Source organism: Cupriavidus sp. FW306-1B-F12B, assembly GCF_058781795.1.
In genome coordinates this window covers 131,974-152,991 of the sequence record NZ_JBYSXC010000011.1, presented here as the reverse complement: position 1 = coordinate 152,991, position 21,018 = coordinate 131,974, and the positions used below count along the sequence as shown (strand labels likewise).

Genomic DNA, 21,018 nt, shown 5'->3' with positions numbered 1-21,018 from the left:
AAACACCTTACACCTTTCCCGCCATCCGTGCACATCCGGTTTTGTAACCATACGCACGAAAGCCGGCACTGGTGCCGGCCTTCGTTTTTCCGCATTTTCTTACGCGTTTGCGCGCACTAGCACGCGCACAGTGCTGATAGCAGGCGCGTCAAAGCGTGCGCGCGACCAGCTCCTTCATGATCTCGTTGGAGCCGCCGAAGATCTTGCTCACGCGTGCATTCGCATACATACGCGCGATCGGGTATTCAAGCATGTAGCCGTAGCCGCCGTGCAACTGCAGGCACTCGTCGATGACCTGGCAGTTCTGCTGCGTGCACCACCACTTGGCCATGGCGGCCGTGGCAGCGTCGAGCTTGCCGTCAATCAGGCGCAGCATGCAATCGTCGACGAAGGTCGCGGCAATGGTGGCGACCGTCTTGCACTCCGCCAGCTTGAACCGCGTGTTCTGCAGATCGGCGAGCGGCTGGCCGAACACCTTGCGCTCGCGCACGTATTCGGTGGTCAGCTCGATGGCACGCTGCATGGTGGCCACGGCCCCGAGCGCAATGATCATGCGCTCTTGCGGCAGCTGCTGCATAAGCTGGTAGAAACCCTGCCCTTCCTGCGTGCCAAGCAGGTTGGCGCACGGCACCAGCACGTCGTCGAAGAAGAGTTCGGCGGTGTCCTGCCCTTTCTGCCCGATCTTCTCGAGAATGCGGCCACGACGGAAGCCCGGCAGGTCTCGCGTCTCCACCATGACCAGCGACACGCCGCGCGAACCGGCCTCCGGATCGGTCTTGGCCACCACGCAGACCAGGTCGGCGTGATACCCGTTCGTGATGAAGGTCTTTGCACCGTTTATGCGATAGCAGTCTCCGTTTTCGGTCTGTTCGCGCACCGCGCGGGTGCGTATCGCTTTGAGGTCGGAACCGGCGCCAGGTTCCGACATGGCAATGGCCGCCACCATTTCGCCGCTGGCCATCTGCGGCAGCCATTTCTTCTTCTGCGCTTCCGTGCCGTAGTTGAGCAGGTAATGTGCCACGATGCCGCTGTGCACATTATTGCCAAGGCTGGTGCAGACGGCGCGCGACATTTCCTGCGTGATGACGGCCTCGTGGGCAAAGGTGCCGCCACCGCCGCCGTATTCCTCGGGGATGCTGGCGCACAGCAGCCCGATCTGGCCGGCGCGGCGCCAGACCTCGCGGTCGATATAGCCCTGCGCGGCCCAGCGGGCCTCGTTGGGCACCAGTTCGCGCTCGATGAAGCGGCGCACGGTTTCCTGGAACATCCCCAGGTCTTCGGTCATCCAGGGGGTCTGGCGTACGGCGGGCGCCGTGTGCTGGTCGTGGGATCCCATATGGTGTGCTGGTATCAGGGTAAACGAGAAAATTGGCAGGCGACCGTTACCGTCCGGCCAGCGCCCGCCTGTATACGTAAACGACAGCCCGGCGAGGCCGCCGGATGCTGCGGGGCAGCATGACCCGCGCCGCCGCTCAGTCCGGCCAGCGGTAGCGCAGCGGCTGCTTGGCCATGAAGCGGTCGGCAGCCTCGCGGCGATAGGCGGTGGAGAAGGCAATGCCCTGCCCATCCGCTTCCATCGCCAGCATGGTGTGCAGGTCCTGGTTCAGCGAGGCGTTCAGCGCCTGCTTGGTCAGGCCCACCGCCACCGGCGAGGCCTCGGTGAAGGCCTGCGCCAGCGTCCGCGCACGTTCCTGCAGGCTGTCCGCCGGCACGATTTCCATGACGATGCCCAGGTCTTGCGCGGCCTGGGCGTTCAGCTCGCGCATCGAGAACATCAGCGCCTTGGCCCGCTGCAGGCCGATCATCCGCGGCAGCGTGTAGAACACGCCACAGTCGGGGACCAGCCCCATGCGCAGGAACGGCAGCCCGAAGCGCGCGCGCGGCGTGGCCAGGATGATGTCGGCCGTCAGCGCCAGGCTGAAGCCCGCGCCATAGGCCGCGCCGTCCACCGCGGCGATGACCGGCACGTCGAGCTGGATCAGGTCTTCCAGCCAGCCGTGCACCTTGTGCAGGCGCTTGCGGCCCTGCTCGGCATTGATCTCGACCTGCATCGAGCTGATGTCGCCGCCCGACGAGAAATCGGTGCCGGCGGCGGTCAGGATCAGCGCGCGCACGCTGTCGTCGGCACGTACCCGGCGAATCACTTCGCCGATCTCGTCGCGCATCGGCAAGGACAGCGCGTTCTTGCGCGCCGGCGAGTCCAGCGTCAGCGTGGCGACGCCGTCCTCGACGGCAAAGCGGATGGTTTCCATCGGTGGGCTCCGGGAGGCGGGTTTCAGTCGAGCTGGATATTGGCGTCGCGCACGATCTTGGCCCACTTGGGCGTATCGCCGGCGACCACGGCCGCCAGTTCCTGCGGCGCGGACCCGACCGGCTGCAGGCCCATGCCGGCCAGCTTCTGCGTCACTTCGGGCAGGCGCACGATGCGCGCGGTCTCTGCCGCCAGCTTCGCCGTCACATCCTTGGGCGCATTGGCCGGCAGGAACAGCCCGTACCAGCCGTTGGGCTCGAACCCCGGCAGGCCCAGTTCAGTGAAGGTCGCCACATTGGGCAGCGCCTTGTAGCGCTGGGTGCCGGTGATGCCGAGGATCTTGAACTTGTTGCTGCCCAGGTACGGGTTGGCCGAGGTCACGTCGACAAAGGCGCTGTCCACCTGGCCGCCAAGCAGGTCGCTCATCAGCGGCGCCGCGCCCTTGTAAGGGATGTGTGCGAGCTCGATGCCTGCCTGCTGCTTGAGCAGCTCGCCGTGCAGGTGCGACGAGGTGCCGTTGCCATAGGAGCCATAGCTGAGCTTGCCCGCCTTGGCCAGCGCCAGGAACTCGCGCATATTGTTGGCCGGCACGCGGTTGGGCACGACGAACAGGTCGGACGACTTGGCGATCAGCGAGACCGGCGTGAAGTCCCTGGCCACGTCGTACGGCGTGCGCTTGTACAGGGCCGGCGCCTGGATCAGCGCCGTGATCGCCAGCAGGATGGTGTAGCCGTCGGCCGGCGCCTTGGCGACTGTGTCGTTGCCCAGCATGCCGCTGGCGCCGGGCTTGTTTTCGACCACCACCGGCTGGCCCAGGCTTTCGGCCAGGCGCTGGCCGATCAGGCGGCCCACGGTGTCGGTGCCGCCGCCGGCCGGGTACGGCACGATCATGCGGATCGGCTTGCCGGGATACGGTTGCTGCGCGAAGGCGCTGCCCGCGCCGCCGAGGATGGCCGCGCCGGCCAGGGTGCCGGCCTGTGCCAGCCAGTTGCGTCTGCTTTGCTGCATGCTGTCTCTCTCTTTGCTGAATTCGCCGCTGGCGTCACGCGCTCGGGTTTTCCGCCTGCATCTCGCGCTCCTGCAAGGCGCGCCACAGGATCTTGCCGGTGGCCGACTTGGGCAGCGCATCGACCACGTCGACGATGCGCGGCACCTTGTACGCGGCCATATGCTCGCGGCACCAGGCCATGATGCGTTCGGGGTCGGCTTCGGCCGTGCCGCGTGCTTCCGGGCGCAGCGCCACCACGGCCTTGACGGTCTCTCCGCGGCGCTGGTCGCGGGCGGCGATCACGCAGGCTTCGTGGATGGCCGGGTGCCCGTACAGCAGGTTCTCCACCTCGGCCGGCCAGACCTTGTAGCCGGACGCGTTGATCATGCGCTTGAGGCGGTCGCGCATGAAGAAGTAGCCTTGCTCGTCCATGAAGCCGAGGTCGCCGGTGCGCAGGAAGCGCTTGCCGCCGATCTCGATGAAGGTGGCAGCGTTGGCTTCCGGGTTGCGCCAGTAACCCAGCATCACCTGGCCGCCGTGGACCACGATCTCGCCGGTCTCGCCGCAAGGCAGTTCCTGCAGCGTCTCGGGATCGAGCACGCGCGCGTCCACGCCGAAGGTGGCGATGCCCAGGCATTCGCGCTTGGGCTGGTTGCGCGGGTTGGACAGGATGAAGGCCGCGGTCTCGGTCATGCCGTAGGCCTCGACGTAGGGCAGGCCGAAACGCTCCTGCAGCATATTGGCCACCGCTTCGGGCATGGCCGCGCCGCCGCCGCCCACATAGGCCAGGCTCGACAGGTCGCGCGCGTCGATGCCCGGCTGCGAGAAGAAATCCACCATCATCGCCGGCGGCGCGCCCCAGACCGAGACGCGGTAGCGCTCGATCAGGTCCGCGGCCAGCGCGCGGTCCCAGCGCGGCATCAGCACCACGGTGGCACCCAGGTAGAGCGGCGAGTTCATGCAGTTCTGCATGCCCAGCAGGTGGAACATCGGCGCCACGGCCAGCACCACGGATTCGGGCGTGGCGCCGCGCCAGATCACCGATCCGGCCGCCGCGGTCATCAGCGTGCCGTGGCTATGCATGCAGCCCTTGGGGTGGCCGGTGGTGCCGGAGGTATAGGCCAGCATGCACAGCGTGTCGTAGCCCGCCTGGTGCGGCAGCGGCCGGTGCCCGGCGGCGCTGGCCGCGTCCCAGGCCACCGGCATGGCGCCGGAGGACGCGGCCTGCGGTGCGGGCGGCGCTTCGCGCAGCCAGGCCGGCACCGCCAGGCCGCCGTCGTCGCGCAGCATGCCGGCGTAGTCGTGCAGGATCACATGTCGCAGCGCCGGGCCGTGCAGCGGCGCCACGCGCTGGTACAGCTCGCTGCCGGCAAAGGCGGCCACCGCGCCGCTGTCCTGGACCACGTGGGCAAGTTCGGCCTCCAGCCACATCGGGTTGGCCGGGACCACCACGCCTTCGGCGCGCAGGATCGCGTAGTAGGCAATGATGAACTGCGGGCAGTTCTGGCTGAACAGCAGCACCCGGTCGCCCGGCTCGATGCCGCAGGCCTGCTGCAGGTAGCCGGCCATCCGTTCGATCTCGTCCTGCAGCTGGCCGTAGGAGATCGCGGTGCCGAAATACTGGATCGCGGTCTTGTCCGGATAGCGGTGCGCCGCCGCCTCGACGTTATAAAACAGGCTGGTGCGAGGCGTATGCAGCGTGGCCGGCAGGCCGGGCGGCCAGGCGGGGGAACGGAATGGCTGATTGGTATTTGTAGCAGGCTTCATTTGCGGCAATCGACAGGTCAAACGGGAATGACTTAATCCAGGCGGATGTTCCTGGTGCGGATCACCTTGCCCCAGCGGACATAGTCGGCCTGGATGGTCTGGGCAAACGCGTCCGGCGTGCTGCCGGTCAGGATCACGCCAAGCTCGTTCATGCGCTTGCGCACGTCGGGCTGGGCCAGCACGCGGTTGACGTCCGCCGAGAACTTCTCAACGATCGGCCGCGGCGTGGCGGCCGGCAGCAGCAGCCCGAACCAGCCCATCGCATCCATGCCTTCAATGCCGGCTTCGCGGAAAGTCGGCACATCCGGCAGTTGCGGCGCGCGCGCGGGGCCAGTCACCGCGAGGGCGCGCAGGCGGCCGGTGGCGACGTGGGGCTTGGCGCCCATCACCGAGATCACCGCCGCCGGCACCTGGCCGCCCAGCAGGTCGTTCAGCTCCGGAGCCTCGCCCTTGTATGAGACATGGAGCATGTCGATCTTGGCGGCCTCGTTGAAGACCTCGCCGTACAGGTGGCCACTCGAGCCGGCCCCGAACGAGCCGTAGGAGAACTGCTTCGGCTTGGCGCGAACCTGCGCGATGAAGTCTTTCAGGTTGGTGGCAGGCACCGCATTGCTGTTGACGGCGAACACCAGGTTGGTCGTGCCGAGCTCGGACACCGCGGCGAAATCCTTCACCGGGTCATAGGGCGCCCGGGCATACAGGCTTGGCGCCTGCACCAGCGGCGTGATCGTCAGCAGCGCGGTGTAGCCGTCGGCCTCGGCACGGGCGACCACCTCGGCGCCGAGCATGCCGCTCGCACCCGGGCGGTTTTCCACCACCACCGGGCGCTTCCAGGCCTTGCCCAGCCCTTCGGCAATGGCGCGGGCCAGCACATCGGTGGCGCCACCGGCCGGGAAGGGCACGACCATGCGCACGGTGCGCGCCGGGAATTCGCTCTGCGCGAGCGCCGTGCCCGCCCCCAGCATCCCGGCGGCAACGCCGCCCCACGCCAGCAATCCGGCCCCAAAGCGCCACAGCGCACTACGACGATCTGCCTGCATGTGTTGTTGTCTCCATTGTTTTTCCTGAGGCGGGGAACGGGTGGTTGCCCCGTTTCTGGTCCCGTCCGGGCCGGTGGGCCGGCCTTGTATCGGTATCAGCCGGAGAGTGCGCGATGCTGCGGTGCGTGGACAATGACCAGACAAGCCAAAATGATTGGCCGAATCGCTCAGATGGAAGGCAGCCTTTGGCAAATCCCGATTGTGCGGTGCGGTCGCGGCTTGCTAAGGTGCCGGGACGATGAGGCAAAACGTCCGTCAACGCCCCGCGGAGCCAGCCGTTCCGCGGTGCCGGCGCCGACGCGCCACCGTGATGAGGAGACCCATGCATACCGCTGTCCTGTCATCGCCGCGCCCGCCCGTGCCGGGCAAACTGCACCTCCCCGGCAGCACACTGCCGCCGGCGCTCGGACATGGCCATGCCAGCGGCCGGGCCGAGGCCCCGGCCACCACGGCGCAGGCCGCGCCCCAGGCCTCGGCGCGCCACACCATTGCGATCCAGCATGTGGATCACATCCTGCTGGGCCCGCGCCGGCTGGGCCACGACATTGCCCCGCTGCTGCGCCGGGCCGGGATTTCGCCGGCGCTGCTGGCCTCGCCCAATGCGCGCGTCACCCAGGGCCAGTACGCGGCGCTGATCCGCACGCTGCGCCGCGTCATGCGCGATGAACTGTGGGGGCTGCTGGACCGGCCCGTGACCCCGGGCGCGTTTGCGCAGGCGTGCCGCAACCTGATCCATTGCGCCACGCTGGAAGACGCCATCCGCGCCGGGCTGCGCCTGTACCGGCTCCATATCGACGCCTTCGCGCCACGCCTGCATGTCAGCGCCGACGGCAAGACCGCCTCCGTGGTGCTGCATCCGCGCGCGCCGGCCTCGGCCTGCCGCAGCTTTGCCGAATCGACTTTCGTGTTCCATGCCTACGCGCTGCTCAGCTGGCTGGTGGCCGGCCATATCCCGCTGGCGCGGGTCGACCTGAGCGCCGCGCCGTCACAGGGCGGCCCGGAGACCGAGCGCGTCTTCAAGGCCGCCGTGCATTACGGCCAGCCTGTCTCCGTGCTGCATTTCGATGGCGCCAGCCTGCGCCTGCCGGTGATGCAGGACGCCGCCAGCCTGCGCGAGTTCCTGCGCGAGACGCCGCGCAACCTGCTGATCCGCTACCGCGACAACAGCTGCCTGGCCGAGCGCATCCGGCAGCACTTGCGCTCCCACCTGGATGATGAACTGCCATCGCTGGAGCAGATGGCGCAGATGCTGCGGCTCACGCCCCAGACGCTGCGCCGCCGGCTGCGCGACGAGGGCAGCGGCTACCAGAGCATCAAGGACAGCCTGCGCCGCGACGTGGCCATCGGCATGATGGAGCGCCCCGGCATGACGCTGCAGGACGTGGCGCTGCGGCTTGGCTTCTCCGAGCCGAGCACCTTCCACCGGGCCTTCAAGAAATGGACCGGTGTAGCGCCGGGGGAATACCGCATGCGGGGGATGCGGGGAGAGGCGGAGCCGGCGGCCTAGCCAGGACGGCGCACTTACTCAAGCTGGATCTCCCCGTCGAAGCGCGCCTGGAGCTTGACGCCCGCCAGTTCCAGCGTCACCGACACCGGCAAGTGCTCGTTGCCGGCGATGGTACCGTCGGCCATGGCCCTGGCTATCGCCTGTTCGATCTCGCGCTGGGAACTGACGCCGACCACCTTCAGGAACTTGCGGATGCTGAGGTTAAAGGTCTCTTCGTTCATGGCTGTCTCCTGTGGGGAACCGGGAACAACGGTTCGGGCCGCTACCCAGACAGCCTAGGCGATGGGGGGACTTTGTGCCGAGGCCTGGCGATCCGCCCGGAAGCAGGCGGGTGCCCGGCAGCTTCCGCCAGGCACCCGCCTCCAGTCAGACCACGCCTTGCTCGCGCAGCCTGGCGATGCGCTCGGCCGACATACCCAGCACCGATTCCAGCACGTGCGCGGTATGCTCGCCCAGCCGCGGCGGCGGTGCATCGTATTGCACCGGGGTTGCCGACAGCCGCAGCGGGCTCTTGACGGTCGGGCACAGGCTGCCGTCGTCGCGCACCAGGTCGACCTGCAGCTCGCGATGCCGCACCTGCGGGTCTTCCAGCACCTGGCCGTAGTCGTTGATCGGCCCGCACGGGATGCCCTGCGCTTCCAGCGCCTGCACCCAGTGCGCCGTCGGCCGCGTGCGCATATGCGCCTCGAGCAGCGGCACCAGCGTGTCGCGATGGATGATGCGGCCGGGGCCGGTGGCAAAGCGCTCGTCGGCGGCCAGGTCGGGACGCTCGACGCCGCGGCAATACGCCTGCCACTGTCCGTCGTTGCCGGCCGCCACGATCATGTAGCCGTCGGCGGTGGCGAACACATGGTAGGGCACCATATTGGCGTGCGCATTGCCGTAGCGCGGCATGGCCTTGCCGGTCACGCGCTGGGCGATGATCGGCGTGGCGCCGACCGCCACCACCGCATCGAGCAGCGCCATGTCGATATGCTGACCCTCGCCGGTGCGCTCGGCATGGCGCAACGCGGCCAGCACGGCCACGGTGGCATACATGCCGGTGAGCATGTCGACCACCGCCACGCCCACCTTCTGCGGCCCGCCGCCGGGCAGGTCGTCGCGCTCGCCGGTGACGCTCATCAGGCCGCCCAGGCCCTGGAAGATGAAGTCATAGCCGGGCTTGTGCGCGCTCGGCCCGGTCTGGCCGTAGCCCGTGATCGAGCAGTAGACGATGGACGGGTTGATCGCCTTGAGGCTGTCATAGTCCAGCCCGTAGCGCTTCAGGTCGCCGACCTTGTAGTTCTCCAGCACGATCTGCGACTTGGCCGCCAGTTCGCGCACGATCTCCTGCCCTTGCGGGCTGGCGATATCGAGCGTCACCGACTGCTTGCCGCGGTTGGCGCCGGCAAAGTAGGTGGCATCGCGCGACGGCTGCCCGTCCGCGCCGGGCAGCCAGGGTGGCCCCCACGAACGGGTGTCGTCGCCCGCGCCGGGCCGCTCCACCTTGATGACTTCGGCGCCCAGGTCCGCCAGGTTCTGCGCGCACCACGGACCGGCCAGGATGCGCGACAGGTCCAGCACCCGCACGCCGGCAAGCGCGCCGTGCGCCGGGGCCTGGCTGCCCGCCATCAGATCGGGTCCCAGCTGATCACGTCGGGGGAACGCTCCAGCTTGAAGAAGCTGTTGCGCATGGCCGGCATGGCGATCTCGCCCACGGTTTCAGGGGTCCAGCCTTCGCTCATATGCACCGAGCGCACCGGGCGCGGCTGGCTCATCAGGATGATCTCGTTGGCGCGCACCGCGAAGATCTGGCCGTTGACTTCGCTGGCGGCCGGGCTGGCAAGGTAGACCGCCACCGGCGCGATCTTGCCGGCTTCCATCTTCTGCAGCTTGGCCACGCGTGCCTTCTCTTCCGGGGTTTCGGCCGGGATCGAGCTGGTCATGCGGCTCCAGGCGAACGGCGCGATGCAGTTCGAGCGCACGTTGAAGCGCTGCATGTCCAGCGCGATCGACTTGGACAGCGCGGCAATGCCCAGCTTGGCCGCCGAGTAGTTGGCCTGGCCCAGGTTGCCGATCAGGCCCGAGGTCGAGGTCATGTGCACGTAGGCGCCGCTCTCCTGGTCCTTGAAGTAGCTGGCCGCGGCGCGGCTGACGAAGAAGGTGCCGTGCAGGTGCACGTCGATCACCGAGCGCCATTCTTCTTCATTCATCTTGAAGAACATGCGGTCGCGCAGGTTGCCGGCGTTGTTCACCACGGCGTCGATGCGGCCGAAGTTGTCGAGCGCGCATTGCACGATGGCATTGGCGCCGCTCCAGGTCGACACGCTGTCGGTATTGGCCACGGCCTCACCGCCGGCGGCGCGGATTTCCTCCACCACGCGCTGAGCGGGGCCAGCGTCGCCGCCCTCGCCGGTCATCGACACGCCGAGGTCATTGACCACCACCTTGGCGCCGGCGGCGGCCAGTGCCAGCGCGATGCCGCGCCCGATTCCACCACCTGCGCCCGTCACCAGCGCGACCTTGCCTGCCATCAAACCGCTCATTGCGTTGCTCCTCTGAATACTTTTTGTGCGGTCACCGACCGCAAACCCGGCCAAACACCCCTGCGCCGCGGGCATTCGCCCGCCGGTGCGGTCAATCCGGATGTCCACTCCGCAGCGGATACGATAAATTGACGGCCGAGACTTTGGAATTCACGAATCACAAAACTGGCCTTTGGCCTGACGGAAGCCCATGCATTACGACCTGACCGATCTCCGCCTCTTCCTGAACGTTGGCGAGACGGAGAACCTGACCCGCGCGGCCGAACGCAGCTTCCTGTCGCTGCCCGCGGCCAGCACCCGGATCAAGCAGCTGGAAGAGGCGTTCCAGACACAATTGCTGATCCGCCAGGTCAAGGGGGTGCGCCTGACGCCGGCGGGCGATGCGCTGCTGCGTCACGCGCGCGAGGTCTTCCGCGAACTGGAGTGCCTGCACGCCGATCTGCGGCCCTATGCCAAGGGCGTCAAGGGCCGGGTGCGGCTGCTGGCCAATACCACCGCCACCAACTCGTTCCTGGCCACCGGCGTATCGCGCTTCCTGAGCGAGAACCCGGACGTGGATATCGAGCTGGAAGAGCACCTGTCGCAGGAAATCGTCTCGGCGATCAGCGCCGGCGCCGCCGACCTGGGCATCGTGGCCGGTGAAGTCGCCACCCAGGACCTGGACGCGATGCACCTGTGCAGCGATGAGCTGATCGTGATCGCCCCCGTCAACCACCCGCTGCCGGCCTTCAAGCGGCTGCATTTCGCCGACCTGCTCGATACCTGCCGCTTTGTCGGCCTGAACCAGTTCAGCGCGATCCAGTCGTTTTTGGACCGCATCGCCGGCGGCATGGGCAAGCGCATCAGCCTGCGCATCCAGGTGGGCAGCTTCGATGCCGTATGCCGCATGGTCGAGGCCGGCGCCGGCATCGCCATCGTGCCCAACAGCTGCGCGCGCCGCTACGCCAGCCGCAAGGTGCTGCGCTTTATCCAGCTGGAAGACGAATGGGCCAAGCGCGAGCTGCGCCTGGTGCGCCGCCCGGGGCGCGAACTGCCCCAGTTTGCCGAAACCCTGATCCAGTACCTGGTCGACGCGGCGCGCGAGCCCGTGTAAATCAGGGAAGCCGCCGGCCGTTCAGCCGGCGGTCAGCCCGCCGCCCTGCACCACCAGCCCCGCCAGCGGGCTCAGCGACACCGTCATCACGACCAGCAGCAGGCCCATGGCGAAGACACCGGGCCAGCTGGTGCGGCCACAGCGCGCCAGCGAATCATGCACCAGTTCCGGTGAGAAATGGTACTCGCGCAGGTGCCGGATGGTCGCCTCGGCATGCCAGCGGTAGATCTGGTTGCCATACATGCCCAGCAGCAGCGCCATGGCATACAGCATCGGCCGGACCGCCAGCGGCATCTTCAGCCCGAACAGCGCGTGCAGCACCGGTTCGGCGCAGACGATCAGCGCATAGACCCCCACCTGCCAGTACATGCGCCGGTAGGCCATCCAGAACGGCCCCAGCAGGCACGCCGCCCAGTTCCACGACATGCCGCCGCGTGCCTCTGCCAGGGACCAGCGCTGGCTGTAGTACGCATAGCGCGGCCCCACGAATGCGGCCAGCGCCGCGTCGTCACGGATCGATGATTTCATGGCTGCCTCCCCCTGCTCTGCCACGGCCGCGCCTGTGGATCGCGGCGCAACCTGTGCCACAGCATAGGGCGCAGCGCGCGCGGGCAGCGTGCGCTGGCGCGCATTGCTGTGGGAAATGACGCAAATTGGCGGGCAAGCGAACAGACCGGCGCACGCCGGGCGGCACGGGGTGCCGGATGCGCCGGGCGCGGGTGCGCTATTTCCAGCGCTGCAGGACCTGCAGGATGACCAGCGTGAAAATGGTGGCGATCACCGCCGTGGTATCGCGGCCCAGGCCGGCAGCCACGCCGATGGCCGCGACCATCCAGATGCTGGCCGCGGTGGTCAGGCCCTGGATGTGGGCTTCGTCGCTGTGCTTCAGGATCGCGCCGGCGCCAAGGAAGCCGATGCCGGCAATCAGCCCCTGCAGCACGCGGCTGATGTCGGCCAGCGGCGTCCCTGCCTGCAGCGGCACCAGCACGAACAGCGCCGAGCCCAGCGCCACCAGCATATGGGTGCGCAGCCCCGCTGCCTTGCCGGAGGCCTCGCGCTGATAGCCGATCAGGCCGCCCAGCAGCACCGCCATGAACAGGCGTGCCAGGATGCGGGTGGCCTCGCCAGCGTCCGGCACATCGGCGAACTCGGCGCGCAAGACACTGTAGATCTCGGACCAGACCCCGTCCATGGCTCGTCTCCGGGTGCTTGGGTACAGACCTGAGCGTAGCACGGGATGGCCTGCCGGCAACCGGGCCGGCGGGCCGCAAGGCACTCGCGCCACGCCGCGCGGGGCCGCCCGCCAGGCGCTTGCGGCTGCGTCCTACATCGCAAGCGGAAGCTTTCCGACAGTGCCGGCATGACGGCATTCCTATATTGGAATCACCGATTACCGTCATCGACAGGAGTTGCACCATGCCCTATATCCTTGCCTGGCTACTTGGCGTCCCGGCCTTCATCCTGGTCCTGATCTGGCTCTTCATGCACTGATTCCCAGGCCCGGCGTGCCAGCCATCCCCGCGCAAGAGGCCGCTGCACCGGCCTCTTGCGCAACTGCGGGCGCCCCGGCGCCGCATGCAGCTTCCGCCTCCCCCCGCTTCCGGCCCACCTAAGCCGCTCTTTCGCAAATCCGAATTTCAGCGTGCCGGGGGCTCGGGAATAATGGCCCCATTCAATCCGAGCGGGGCTACCCCATGCACGCACATCAGGATCCAGACCAGCTGTACCCCGAAATCCGCGAAGCGATGCGCGACCTCTGCGCCGGCTTCGATTCGGCGTACTGGCAACGGGTGGAAGAGCAGAACGCCTTTCCTGAGACCTTTGTCCAGGCGCTGACCCAGGCGGGCTGGCTGTCGGCGCTGATCCCCGAAGCCTATGGCGGCTCGGGCCTGTCGCTGACCGCGGCCTCGGTCATCATGGAGGAAATCAACCGCAGCGGCGGCAATTCCGGCGCCTGCCACGGCCAGATGTACGTGATGGGCTGCCTGCTGCGCCACGGCTCCGAAGCGCAGAAACAGCGCTGGCTGCCGGGCATCGCCTCGGGCGAGCTGCGCATGCAGTCGATGGCCGTGACCGAGCCCACCACCGGCACCGACACCACCAAGCTCAAGACCACCGCGGTACGCCAGGGCGACAAGTACATCGTCAATGGCCAGAAGGTATGGATTTCGCGCGTGCAGCATTCGGACCTGATGCTGCTGCTGGCGCGCACCACGCCGCTGGACCAGGTCAAGCGCAAGTCCGAGGGCCTGTCGGTGTTTGTGGTGGACCTGCGCGATGCCATCGGCAAGGGCCTGACGGTCAAGCCGATCCGCAACATGGTCAACCACGAGACCAATGAGCTGTTCTTCGACAACCTCGAAGTCCCCGCCGAAAACCTGATCGGCGAGGAAGGCAAGGGCCTGAAGTACATCCTCGACGGCCTCAACGCCGAGCGCATCCTGATCGCCGCCGAGTGCATCGGCGACGGCTACTGGTTTGTCGAGCGCGCCAGCAACTATGCGCGCGACCGCATCGTGTTCGACCGCCCGATCGGCCAGAACCAGGCCGTGCAGTTCCCGATCGCGCGCTCCTACATCAATGTCGAGGCCGCCAGCCTGATGCGCTACAAGGCCGCGCAGCTGTTCGACTCCGGCAAGCCGTGCGGCAAGGAAGCCAATATCTCCAAGCTGCTGGCCGCCGACGCCTCGTGGGAAGCGGCCAACGTCTGCCTGCAGACGCACGGCGGCTTCGGCTTTGCCGCCGAGTACGACATCGAACGCAAATTCCGCGAAACGCGCCTGTACCAGGTGGCGCCGATCTCGACCAACCTGATCCTGTCCTACGTGGCCGAGCATGTGCTCGAGCTGCCGCGTTCGTTCTAAGGCTTTCCATGTCCCAATCCCCCCAAGGCATCCGCCCGCTCGACGGCGTCCGCGTGGTGTCGCTCGAACACGCGGTGGCCGCTCCCTTCGCCACGCGCCAGCTGGCCGACCTGGGCGCCCGCGTCATCAAGATCGAGCGCCCCGGCGCCGGCGACTTCGCGCGCGGCTATGACCAGTCGGTGCACGGCCAGGCCTCGTACTTCGTCTGGCTCAACCGGGGCAAGGAAAGCCTGACGCTGGACCTGAAGGACAACGAGGCGCAGACCATCCTGCACCGCCTGCTGGCCGATGCCGACGTGCTGGTGCAGAACCTGGCGCCCGGCGCCGCCGCCCGCATGGGCCTGGACTTCGACAGCCTGCATGGCAAGTACGAGAAGCTGATCGTCTGCGACATCTCCGGCTATGGCGACTCGGGCCCCTATCGCGACAAGAAGGCCTATGACCTGCTGATCCAGGCCGCCGCCGGCCTGGTGGGCCTCACCGGCGGCCCGAACGAGCCGTCGCGCGCCGGCGTTTCGATCGCCGACATCGCGGCCGGCATGTACGCCTACAGCGGCATCCTCTCGGCGCTGCTGCAGCGCGGCCGCACCGGCAGGGGCCTGCGCGTGCAGGTGACCATGTTCGAGGCGATGGCCGAATGGATGAACCAGGTTCTCTATTTCGGCCACTATGGCGGCAAGCCGCCGGCTCGCTTCGGCGCGTCGCATCCGACCATCGCCCCGTATGGCGTGCATCGCACCGGCAATGGCAGCGTGATCTTCAGCGTGCAGAACGAACGCGAGTTCGCCAGTTTCTGCGAGGTCGTGCTCGGCAATCGGGAACTGGCACAGGACGAGCGCTTTTCCAGCAATACCGCCCGCGTGCGCAACCGCCCCGAACTCACCGCCCTCATCGAAGAACGTTTTGCGTCGCTGACGGTGGAGCAGGCCGAGGCGCTGCTGGACCAGGCGCAGATCGCCAATGCTCCGATGAACGACATCGAAGGCGTATGGAACCATCCGCAACTGCAAGCGCGCCAGCGCTGGCGCGAAGTCGCCACCCCGGGCGGCCCCATCGATGCGCTGCTGCCGCCCGCCAACCTGTCCGGCGTGGAGCCGGTGATGGGCGACGTACCGGCGCTGGGCGCGCACAGCCGCAAGATCCTCGCCGAACTCGGCTATGCCGACAGCGACATCGCCGCGCTGGCGGACAAACAGACTATCTGAGCCAATACCGGCGCCCGGGCAAACCGGGCGCTCCCTTCTTTCTGCAAGCACCTGTTCAATTTCCGGAGCCGGCATGAGCCAAGCCGCAGACACCACTTACCCCACCCGCCAGCTTTGCGATTTCCTGGCCAACCTCAAGCTGTCCGACGTGCCCGCGCCCGTGATCGAGCGCACCAAGGACCTGTTCCTTGACTGGATCGCCTCGGCCATCGCGGGCAAGGACGCCCCGGCCGTGCGCCGCATCCAGGAGTTTGCCGCCGCGATGGGGCCGACGCAGGGCGCGGCCGAAGTGCTGGTGGACCGCCGCCGCACCTCGCCCTACTTCGCCGCGCTGATCAACGGCGCTTCGTCGCACGTGGTCGAGCAGGATGACGTGCACAACGGCTCGGTGCTGCACCCGGCCGCCGTGGTGTTCCCTGCCGTGGTCGCCGCCGCGCAGGCCGAAGGCAAGACTGGCGCCGAGGTGCTGCTGGCCTCCATCGCCGGTTATGAAGCCGGCATCCGCATCGGCGAATTCATGGGCCGTTCGCACTACCGCGTGTTCCACACCACCGGCACGGTGGGCACCCTAGCCGCCGCCGCGGCCGTGGCCAAGCTCTACGGCCTGGATGCCGAAGGCATCAACCAGGCTCTGGGCTCGGCCGGCACGCAGGCCGCGGGCCTGTGGGAATTCCTGCGCGACGCCGCCGACTCCAAGCAGCTGCATACCGCCAAGGCCGCAGCCGATGGCCTGCAGTCGGCCTGGCTCGCGCGCGCCGGCTTCACCGGCGCCAGGCAGATCCTGGAAGGCGCGCAGGGCATGGCCGCCGGCATGTCCAGCGATGCCAATCCCGCCTGCCTGACCGACGGCCTGGGCACGCGCTGGGCCACCGCCGAGACCTCGTTCAAGTTCTTCGCCTCATGCCGCCACACGCACCCGGCCGCCGATGCGCTCAAGGCGCTGATGCAGCGCGAAGGCATCGGCGCCGACCAGGTCGCCAGCGTCACCACGCACGTGCACCAGGGCGCCATCGATGTGCTCGGCCCGGTGGTCAACCCCACCACCATCCACCAGGCCAAGTTCTCGATGGGCACGGTGCTGGGGCTGGTGGCCGTGCACGGCCATGCGGGCCTGGGCGAGTTCGAGCAGCATGCGCTGCAGGACCCGAAGGTGACCGCCTTCCGCGGCAAGGTCGGCATGGAACTGGATGCCGAGATCAACGCCGCCTACCCGCGCCAGTGGATCGGCCGCGTCACCGTCACGACCACCGACGGCCGCACACTGGCGGCGCGCGTCGACGTGCCCAAGGGCGATCCCGACAACACCCTGTCGCGCCCGGAACTGGAAGCCAAGGCGCTGCAGCTGGGCGCGTTCCGCCACGGCGCGAGCGAGGCCGAGATGCGCACCATCATCCAGCGTGTGTGGGCGCTGGAGCAGGCCCCGAACGTCAACGACTGGCTGCCCGCCGCAGGCTGAGAGCCAAGACATGACCACTGCAGTCACCTACCTGTTCGTGCCGGGCGACCGGCCGGAACGCTTCGACAAGGCCGCGGCCGCCGGCCCCGATGTGATGATCCTGGACCTCGAGGACGCGGTCCATCCGGACGCCAAGCCCGCCGCGCGCGAAGCCATCGCCGCGTGGCTGGCCGGGCGGCCCGCGGCCAACGCCATTGTCCGCCTCAACGACAGCGCCTCGCCATCCTTTGCCGCCGACCTGGCCTGGCTGCGCGCGCTGCCGCCGGGCACCGCGCTGGCCGGCCTGCTGGTGCCCAAGGCAGAAGATGCCGCCGCGCTGGCCACCATCGCGCAGGCCCTGCATGCGATCAACCCGCAGGGCGAACTGGTCGCGATCATCGAAACCGCGCTGGGCCTGCATCAGATCGATGCCGTGGCCACGGCCCCCGGCGTGGCACGCCTTGCCTTCGGCTCGCTCGACTATGCAGTCGACCTGGGCTGCAGCCATACGCGCGACGCGCTCGCCTTTGCGCGCGCCCGCATCGTGCTGGCCTCACGCGTGGCCGGCCTGCCACCGCCGGTCGACGGCGTGACCACCGCACTGAAAGACGAAGCCGTGCTGGCCAGCGATGTTGCCTATGCGCGCGAACTCGGCTTTGCCGGCAAGCTCTGCATCCACCCGGCCCAGCTGGGCGCGGCGCGCGCAGGCTTCCTGCCCAGCCCGGAGCAGCTCGACTGGGCCCGCCGCGTGCTGGAAGCTACCGCCAGCGGCAGCCATGCGGTGCAGGTCGATGGCAAGATGGTCGACCGGCCCGTGATCGAGCAGGCCCGCCGGCTGCTGGCACTGGCGCAATAACCGGCCGCCCGACCACCTTCACGCATTACAAGGCTTATTGTCATGACTGACGCCACTCCTGAACTCGAACGCCTGCGCGGCTGGATCGGCCGCAGCGAAGCGCGCACCGAAACGCTGTCGCCGGAACCGGTGATCGGCCTCGCCGCCACCTTCGACCTCGACCCCGAGGCCGTCGCCGCCGGCCCGCTGCCGCCGCTGTGGCACTGGCTCTACTTCCTGCCGCGCGCGCCGCAGCGTGAACTGGGACGCGACGGCCATCCCACCCTCGGCGGCTTCATGCCGCCGGTGCCGCTGCCGCGCCGCATGTGGGCCGGCAGCGAGCTGAGCTTCAGCCATCCGCTGCATATCGGCGATACCGTCACGCGCACCTCCACCATCAAGGACGTGCAGTACAAGACCGGGCGCACCGGCGAGCTGTGGTTTGTCGCCGTCGATCACGAGCTGACCGTCAACGGCAAGACCGCGGTCAACGAGCGCCACGATATCGTCTACCGCGCCATGCCCGACCCCTCCAGGCCGCAGCCGCCGCGCCCGCGCCTGGAGCAGGCCGCGCAGTGGCAGCGCACGCTGCAGGCAGACCCGGTGATGCTGTTCCGCTACTCGGCACTGACCTTCAACGGCCATCGCATCCACTATGACCGCCAGTACACGCGCGAGGTCGAGGGCTACCCCGGCCTGGTGGTGCACGGGCCGATGCAGGCCATGCTGATGCTGGACCTGGTGGCGCGCGAGCAACCGCAGGCGCGCGTGCGCCGCTTTGGCTTCCGCGGCCTGGCCCCGCTGTTCGACCAGGACATCATCACCGTCGGCGGCGCGGCCGATCCGGCGCAGCCTGGCCGGCTGGTGCTGTGGACGGGGGACGATGCCGGCGGTCAGGCGATGCAGGGTTGGGCGGAAGTGGAAGGTTAAGAGCGCCGCCGGTTTGCTCTCCGGTCCCCCCTCTCCGATCGGGAGCGGGGTGCAAACCAGCAGCGCCGGAAACAACAGCATGTCAAGGCATGCCCTAGGTTGACCCCTTCTTGCAGCTTCCAGGGCCGAGCAGGCTGAGGCCATGGACGCCTGACGGAGCCTGAATCGGCGACAGCTGGTTCAGGGCCTGAAGGTGTCGGCTGGCATGCGGTCCACGAAATCGCTCGCGCGCCTGAGGTGTTCGCGCATCAGTTGGGCAGACTTGTCGGCATCGCCGCTGACGATGGCCTGGGCGATGAGGCGGTGCTCGCTGACCGACTCCTGCAGCGCCTCGCCTTGGATGGCATTGCCGAGCTGGAACATGAGCATCGGCAGTTGCAGGCGTCCGATGAAATCGGTGAGTTGCGCATTCCCGCATTCATCGGCGATGGCCTGGTGAAAGCGCCTGTTCTCCTCGAAGTAGGCCGCCGGGCTCATTGCATGGTGATCTTCCCAGATCGCCTGGGTCGCCTGCAGGAAACGTTCGCGCACGCATGCCTCGTTCATGCGGCCGGCCGCGCGGCGCGCCGCCAGTGCCTCAAGCTCCGCGCGCACCTCGAACAGCTCCCGTATTTCGGTGTGCGAGTAGCGCCTGACCATCGTGGTCTGATTCGGAATGCTCTCTACCAGGCCTTCAGCCGACAGCCGGCGGAAAGACTCGCGCACGGGACCGCGGCTGACGCCAAGCTCGCGCGTCAGATCGGCTTCGACGAGGCGCTGGCCCGGCACGAAGCGCCCGCTCAGGATGGCCTGCCTCAGGCTGTCGACGACATATTCGAGCGTGCTGCGTGGCGGGGCGGATGGATTGGTCATTTCAGGTGCTCTCCTCGCGATTACGCTGATTTTACCGCACCAATTCGTACATTATTGTCCTACATATTGGTAGGGCACTCTTCACAAAAGTGATGAGCAAACTGCAATAGTGTCTTCAGCGGCATTCCCATATGTCGCCTTTCCGAGGCCAAATAGCACCGCCAATTCCAGAGTTCCCCAAGCATGATCAGGACTAACCCTCATGGCATCGCCTCGATAGCTACACTATTGTCCTACAAAATAGTCGAACAAGAAAACGACGGCTGGATGTGGAACTGGCATGCGCCGTAAAAGCGCATCCGATAAGCGACAGGGCGCCGATGCACACGCATCCCCGACCCATAACGAATGGAGACTGCAATGGCCGTGAGCATTCAGCAAACCCCGATCGACGCCACCTTGCCCGATCTTGAGAAGCGCACTTACGACAAGGTGTTCTGGCGGACAGTGCCGCTGTTCTTTGTCTGCTACGTGATCTCGTACCTCGACCGCGTCAATATCGGCTTCGCCAAGCTGCAGATGCTCGGCGACCTGGACCTGAGCAACAACGTCTATGCGCTCGCGGCAAGCATGCTTTTCTGGGGCTATGTGCTCTTTGAAATGCCGAGCAACCTGATCCTGCACCGGGTCGGCGCGCGGCGCTGGATTTCGCGGATCATGATCAGCTGGGGTTGCGTCTCGGTTTCGATGATGTATATCGAGCCGCTGGCCGCGGTGTTCCACACCAGCTCGGCAACCATGTTCTATGTGCTGCGCTTCCTGCTGGGCGTTTGCGAAGCCGGCTTCTTCCCCGGCGTGGTGCTCTACCTGAACCAGTGGTTTCCCTCGCACAAGCAGAATCGCGTGCTGGCCGGCTTCATGTTCGCGCTGCCGCTGAGCCTTTGCATCGGCGGACCGGTATCGGGTTGGATCTTGCAGAACATGCATGACACGCTCGGGCACCGCGGCTGGCAATGGATGCTGCTGGTCGAGGGCCTGCCCGCAGTGATCCTGGGCATCGTGGTGCTGGCTTGCCTGACGGACTCGGTCGACAAGGCGCGCTGGCTCAACGCCGACGAGAAGGCGCTGATCAAGCGCAACCTCGCCACGGAAAACGCGCACAAGACCCACAATTTCGGCGCCGCCCTGAAAAGCCCCGTGATCTGGCTGCTGTGCGCGATCCTGCTGACCATGAACACGGGCTTCTACGGCCTGTCGTTCTGGCTGCCTTCCATCATCCAGGCCACCGGGCTCAAGAACGTCTATCACGTCGGCCTGCTTTCAGCGCTGCCCTACGTGGTCGCGGGCGTGGTCCTGGTGGCCAATGCGATGCACTCGAATCGAACCGGCGAACGCCGCCTGCACGCCGCGATTCCGGCGGCCTGCGCCGGCATCGGCCTGATCCTGAGCGCGGCCTGCGCCGAACAGCTGGGCCCGTCCCTGCTGCTGATCTCAGTCGCCGCGGCAGGGATCCTCGGGGTGACGCCGCTGTTCTGGATCTTCGCGGGGCGCGCCCTCACCGGCGCCGCTGCCGCGGCGGGGCTGGCCATGATCAATTCGGTCGGCAGCCTGGCCGGCATCACCGGCGCCATGATCACCAATGTCGCCAAGAACGTGACCGGCAACATGAACAGCGGCACCTATGTGCTCGGTGCATGCCTGCTGCTGTGCTGCCTGCTGATCCTGCTGTTGCCGCGCGCCATCGTGTCGGCCGATGCGCCGAAGTCCTAGTGTCCTGAGAATTCAA

The 21,018-nt window shown here is 67.5% G+C and carries 19 protein-coding genes; 8 read left to right on the top strand and 11 right to left on the bottom strand.

From position 1 onward, the window contains the following. Positions 1 to 148: 148 nt before the first annotated feature. The 5 genes from AC3WLE_RS19450 to AC3WLE_RS19430 all read right to left on the bottom strand — a co-directional run bounded on the left by AC3WLE_RS19450 (position 149) and on the right by AC3WLE_RS19430 (position 6,046). Positions 149 to 1,336, bottom strand: coding sequence for an acyl-CoA dehydrogenase family protein (locus tag AC3WLE_RS19450; protein WP_492321279.1), 1,188 nt, complete (start codon positions 1,334 to 1,336; stop codon positions 149 to 151). A 136-nt stretch (positions 1,337 to 1,472) separates the two neighbouring features. Continuing rightward, positions 1,473 to 2,252, bottom strand: coding sequence for an enoyl-CoA hydratase/isomerase family protein (locus tag AC3WLE_RS19445; RefSeq protein ID WP_492321280.1), 780 nt, complete (start codon positions 2,250 to 2,252; stop codon positions 1,473 to 1,475). Between the two features lie 23 nt (positions 2,253 to 2,275). Beyond that, the gene (locus tag AC3WLE_RS19440) at positions 2,276 to 3,259 is read right to left on the bottom strand and encodes a Bug family tripartite tricarboxylate transporter substrate binding protein (protein ID WP_492321281.1); all 984 of its coding nucleotides are present in this window, start codon (positions 3,257 to 3,259) and stop codon (positions 2,276 to 2,278) included. Between the two features lie 34 nt (positions 3,260 to 3,293). After that, the gene (locus tag AC3WLE_RS19435; RefSeq protein WP_492321282.1) at positions 3,294 to 5,006 is read right to left on the bottom strand and encodes a long-chain fatty acid--CoA ligase; all 1,713 of its coding nucleotides are present in this window, start codon (positions 5,004 to 5,006) and stop codon (positions 3,294 to 3,296) included. A 32-nt stretch (positions 5,007 to 5,038) separates the two neighbouring features. Beyond that, positions 5,039 to 6,046, bottom strand: coding sequence for a tripartite tricarboxylate transporter substrate binding protein (locus tag AC3WLE_RS19430; RefSeq protein WP_492356562.1), 1,008 nt, complete (start codon positions 6,044 to 6,046; stop codon positions 5,039 to 5,041). A 322-nt stretch (positions 6,047 to 6,368) separates the two neighbouring features. Here AC3WLE_RS19430 and AC3WLE_RS19425 point away from each other — a divergent pair, with 322 nt between their 5' ends. Then, positions 6,369 to 7,553: an AraC family transcriptional regulator gene (locus tag AC3WLE_RS19425; protein WP_492321284.1), complete on the top strand. Its 1,185-nt coding sequence runs from the start codon at positions 6,369 to 6,371 to the stop codon at positions 7,551 to 7,553. A 14-nt stretch (positions 7,554 to 7,567) separates the two neighbouring features. On the opposite strand, the gene AC3WLE_RS19420 is transcribed toward AC3WLE_RS19425, so the two are convergent. From AC3WLE_RS19420 to AC3WLE_RS19410, 3 genes are all read right to left on the bottom strand, one after another. After that, entirely contained in the window at positions 7,568 to 7,774 is a 207-nt protein-coding gene (locus AC3WLE_RS19420) for a DUF6494 family protein (protein WP_492321285.1), read from the bottom strand. A 145-nt stretch (positions 7,775 to 7,919) separates the two neighbouring features. Continuing rightward, a complete protein-coding gene (locus AC3WLE_RS19415) occupies positions 7,920 to 9,164 on the bottom strand; it encodes a CaiB/BaiF CoA transferase family protein (protein ID WP_492321286.1) in 1,245 nt (414 codons plus the stop codon). Next, positions 9,164 to 10,078 (bottom strand): SDR family NAD(P)-dependent oxidoreductase, encoded by a 915-nt coding sequence (locus AC3WLE_RS19410; RefSeq protein WP_492340460.1) that lies wholly within the window; start codon positions 10,076 to 10,078, stop codon positions 9,164 to 9,166. Before AC3WLE_RS19410 ends, AC3WLE_RS19415 begins: the two co-directional genes overlap by 1 nt. Positions 10,079 to 10,268: 190 nt before the next feature. On the opposite strand from AC3WLE_RS19410, the gene AC3WLE_RS19405 reads away from it, so the two are divergent. Further along, complete coding sequence (locus tag AC3WLE_RS19405; RefSeq protein ID WP_010813949.1) at positions 10,269 to 11,171, top strand: LysR family transcriptional regulator; 903 nt, start codon at positions 10,269 to 10,271, stop codon at positions 11,169 to 11,171. A 21-nt stretch (positions 11,172 to 11,192) separates the two neighbouring features. On the opposite strand, the gene AC3WLE_RS19400 is transcribed toward AC3WLE_RS19405, so the two are convergent. Together AC3WLE_RS19400 and AC3WLE_RS19395 are read right to left on the bottom strand one after the other, a co-directional pair. After that, positions 11,193 to 11,699, bottom strand: a complete 507-nt coding sequence (locus tag AC3WLE_RS19400; RefSeq protein WP_492321142.1) for a DUF2628 domain-containing protein — start codon at positions 11,697 to 11,699, stop codon at positions 11,193 to 11,195. A 196-nt stretch (positions 11,700 to 11,895) separates the two neighbouring features. Then, positions 11,896 to 12,363, bottom strand: a complete 468-nt coding sequence (locus AC3WLE_RS19395) for an MgtC/SapB family protein (RefSeq protein ID WP_010813951.1) — start codon at positions 12,361 to 12,363, stop codon at positions 11,896 to 11,898. A gap of 502 nt (positions 12,364 to 12,865) precedes the next feature. On the opposite strand from AC3WLE_RS19395, the gene AC3WLE_RS19390 reads away from it, so the two are divergent. The 5 genes from AC3WLE_RS19390 to AC3WLE_RS19370 all read left to right on the top strand — a co-directional run bounded on the left by AC3WLE_RS19390 (position 12,866) and on the right by AC3WLE_RS19370 (position 18,440). Then, complete coding sequence (locus tag AC3WLE_RS19390; RefSeq protein ID WP_492353083.1) at positions 12,866 to 14,035, top strand: acyl-CoA dehydrogenase family protein; 1,170 nt, start codon at positions 12,866 to 12,868, stop codon at positions 14,033 to 14,035. Positions 14,036 to 14,043: 8 nt separating this feature from the next. After that, positions 14,044 to 15,240 (top strand): CaiB/BaiF CoA transferase family protein, encoded by a 1,197-nt coding sequence (locus AC3WLE_RS19385; protein ID WP_492321140.1) that lies wholly within the window; start codon positions 14,044 to 14,046, stop codon positions 15,238 to 15,240. Positions 15,241 to 15,313: 73 nt separating this feature from the next. After that, a complete protein-coding gene (locus AC3WLE_RS19380; RefSeq protein WP_492356563.1) occupies positions 15,314 to 16,696 on the top strand; it encodes an MmgE/PrpD family protein in 1,383 nt (460 codons plus the stop codon). A 10-nt stretch (positions 16,697 to 16,706) separates the two neighbouring features. Further along, positions 16,707 to 17,531 (top strand): HpcH/HpaI aldolase/citrate lyase family protein, encoded by an 825-nt coding sequence (locus AC3WLE_RS19375; RefSeq protein WP_492356564.1) that lies wholly within the window; start codon positions 16,707 to 16,709, stop codon positions 17,529 to 17,531. Positions 17,532 to 17,573: 42 nt separating this feature from the next. Then, complete coding sequence (locus AC3WLE_RS19370; protein WP_492321137.1) at positions 17,574 to 18,440, top strand: HTD2 family dehydratase; 867 nt, start codon at positions 17,574 to 17,576, stop codon at positions 18,438 to 18,440. Positions 18,441 to 18,620: 180 nt separating this feature from the next. Here AC3WLE_RS19370 and AC3WLE_RS19365 read toward each other — a convergent pair whose 3' ends face one another. Further along, entirely contained in the window at positions 18,621 to 19,292 is a 672-nt protein-coding gene (locus AC3WLE_RS19365; RefSeq protein WP_492321136.1) for a GntR family transcriptional regulator, read from the bottom strand. Positions 19,293 to 19,652: 360 nt separating this feature from the next. Between AC3WLE_RS19365 and AC3WLE_RS19360 the strand changes: the two genes are divergently transcribed. Continuing rightward, complete coding sequence (locus AC3WLE_RS19360) at positions 19,653 to 21,002, top strand: MFS transporter (RefSeq protein ID WP_492321135.1); 1,350 nt, start codon at positions 19,653 to 19,655, stop codon at positions 21,000 to 21,002. The last annotated feature ends 16 nt before the right edge of the window (positions 21,003 to 21,018 follow it).

Excerpts from the sequence above, each read along its gene's own strand:
- AC3WLE_RS19450 (WP_492321279.1), bottom strand. The coding sequence starts at position 1,336 with ATGGGATCCCACGACCAGCACACGGCGCCCGCCGTACGCCAGACCCCC.
- AC3WLE_RS19445 (WP_492321280.1), bottom strand. The coding sequence starts at position 2,252 with ATGGAAACCATCCGCTTTGCCGTCGAGGACGGCGTCGCCACGCTGACG.
- AC3WLE_RS19440 (WP_492321281.1), bottom strand. The coding sequence starts at position 3,259 with ATGCAGCAAAGCAGACGCAACTGGCTGGCACAGGCCGGCACCCTGGCC.
- AC3WLE_RS19435 (WP_492321282.1), bottom strand. The coding sequence starts at position 5,006 with ATGAAGCCTGCTACAAATACCAATCAGCCATTCCGTTCCCCCGCCTGG.
- AC3WLE_RS19430 (WP_492356562.1), bottom strand. The coding sequence starts at position 6,046 with ATGCAGGCAGATCGTCGTAGTGCGCTGTGGCGCTTTGGGGCCGGATTG.
- AC3WLE_RS19425 (WP_492321284.1), top strand. The coding sequence starts at position 6,369 with ATGCATACCGCTGTCCTGTCATCGCCGCGCCCGCCCGTGCCGGGCAAA.
- AC3WLE_RS19420 (WP_492321285.1), bottom strand. The coding sequence starts at position 7,774 with ATGAACGAAGAGACCTTTAACCTCAGCATCCGCAAGTTCCTGAAGGTG.
- AC3WLE_RS19415 (WP_492321286.1), bottom strand. The coding sequence starts at position 9,164 with ATGGCGGGCAGCCAGGCCCCGGCGCACGGCGCGCTTGCCGGCGTGCGG.
- AC3WLE_RS19410 (WP_492340460.1), bottom strand. The coding sequence starts at position 10,078 with ATGAGCGGTTTGATGGCAGGCAAGGTCGCGCTGGTGACGGGCGCAGGT.
- AC3WLE_RS19405 (WP_010813949.1), top strand. The coding sequence starts at position 10,269 with ATGCATTACGACCTGACCGATCTCCGCCTCTTCCTGAACGTTGGCGAG.
- AC3WLE_RS19400 (WP_492321142.1), bottom strand. The coding sequence starts at position 11,699 with ATGAAATCATCGATCCGTGACGACGCGGCGCTGGCCGCATTCGTGGGG.
- AC3WLE_RS19395 (WP_010813951.1), bottom strand. The coding sequence starts at position 12,363 with ATGGACGGGGTCTGGTCCGAGATCTACAGTGTCTTGCGCGCCGAGTTC.
- AC3WLE_RS19390 (WP_492353083.1), top strand. The coding sequence starts at position 12,866 with ATGCACGCACATCAGGATCCAGACCAGCTGTACCCCGAAATCCGCGAA.
- AC3WLE_RS19385 (WP_492321140.1), top strand. The coding sequence starts at position 14,044 with ATGTCCCAATCCCCCCAAGGCATCCGCCCGCTCGACGGCGTCCGCGTG.
- AC3WLE_RS19380 (WP_492356563.1), top strand. The coding sequence starts at position 15,314 with ATGAGCCAAGCCGCAGACACCACTTACCCCACCCGCCAGCTTTGCGAT.
- AC3WLE_RS19375 (WP_492356564.1), top strand. The coding sequence starts at position 16,707 with ATGACCACTGCAGTCACCTACCTGTTCGTGCCGGGCGACCGGCCGGAA.
- AC3WLE_RS19370 (WP_492321137.1), top strand. The coding sequence starts at position 17,574 with ATGACTGACGCCACTCCTGAACTCGAACGCCTGCGCGGCTGGATCGGC.
- AC3WLE_RS19365 (WP_492321136.1), bottom strand. The coding sequence starts at position 19,292 with ATGACCAATCCATCCGCCCCGCCACGCAGCACGCTCGAATATGTCGTC.
- AC3WLE_RS19360 (WP_492321135.1), top strand. The coding sequence starts at position 19,653 with ATGGCCGTGAGCATTCAGCAAACCCCGATCGACGCCACCTTGCCCGAT.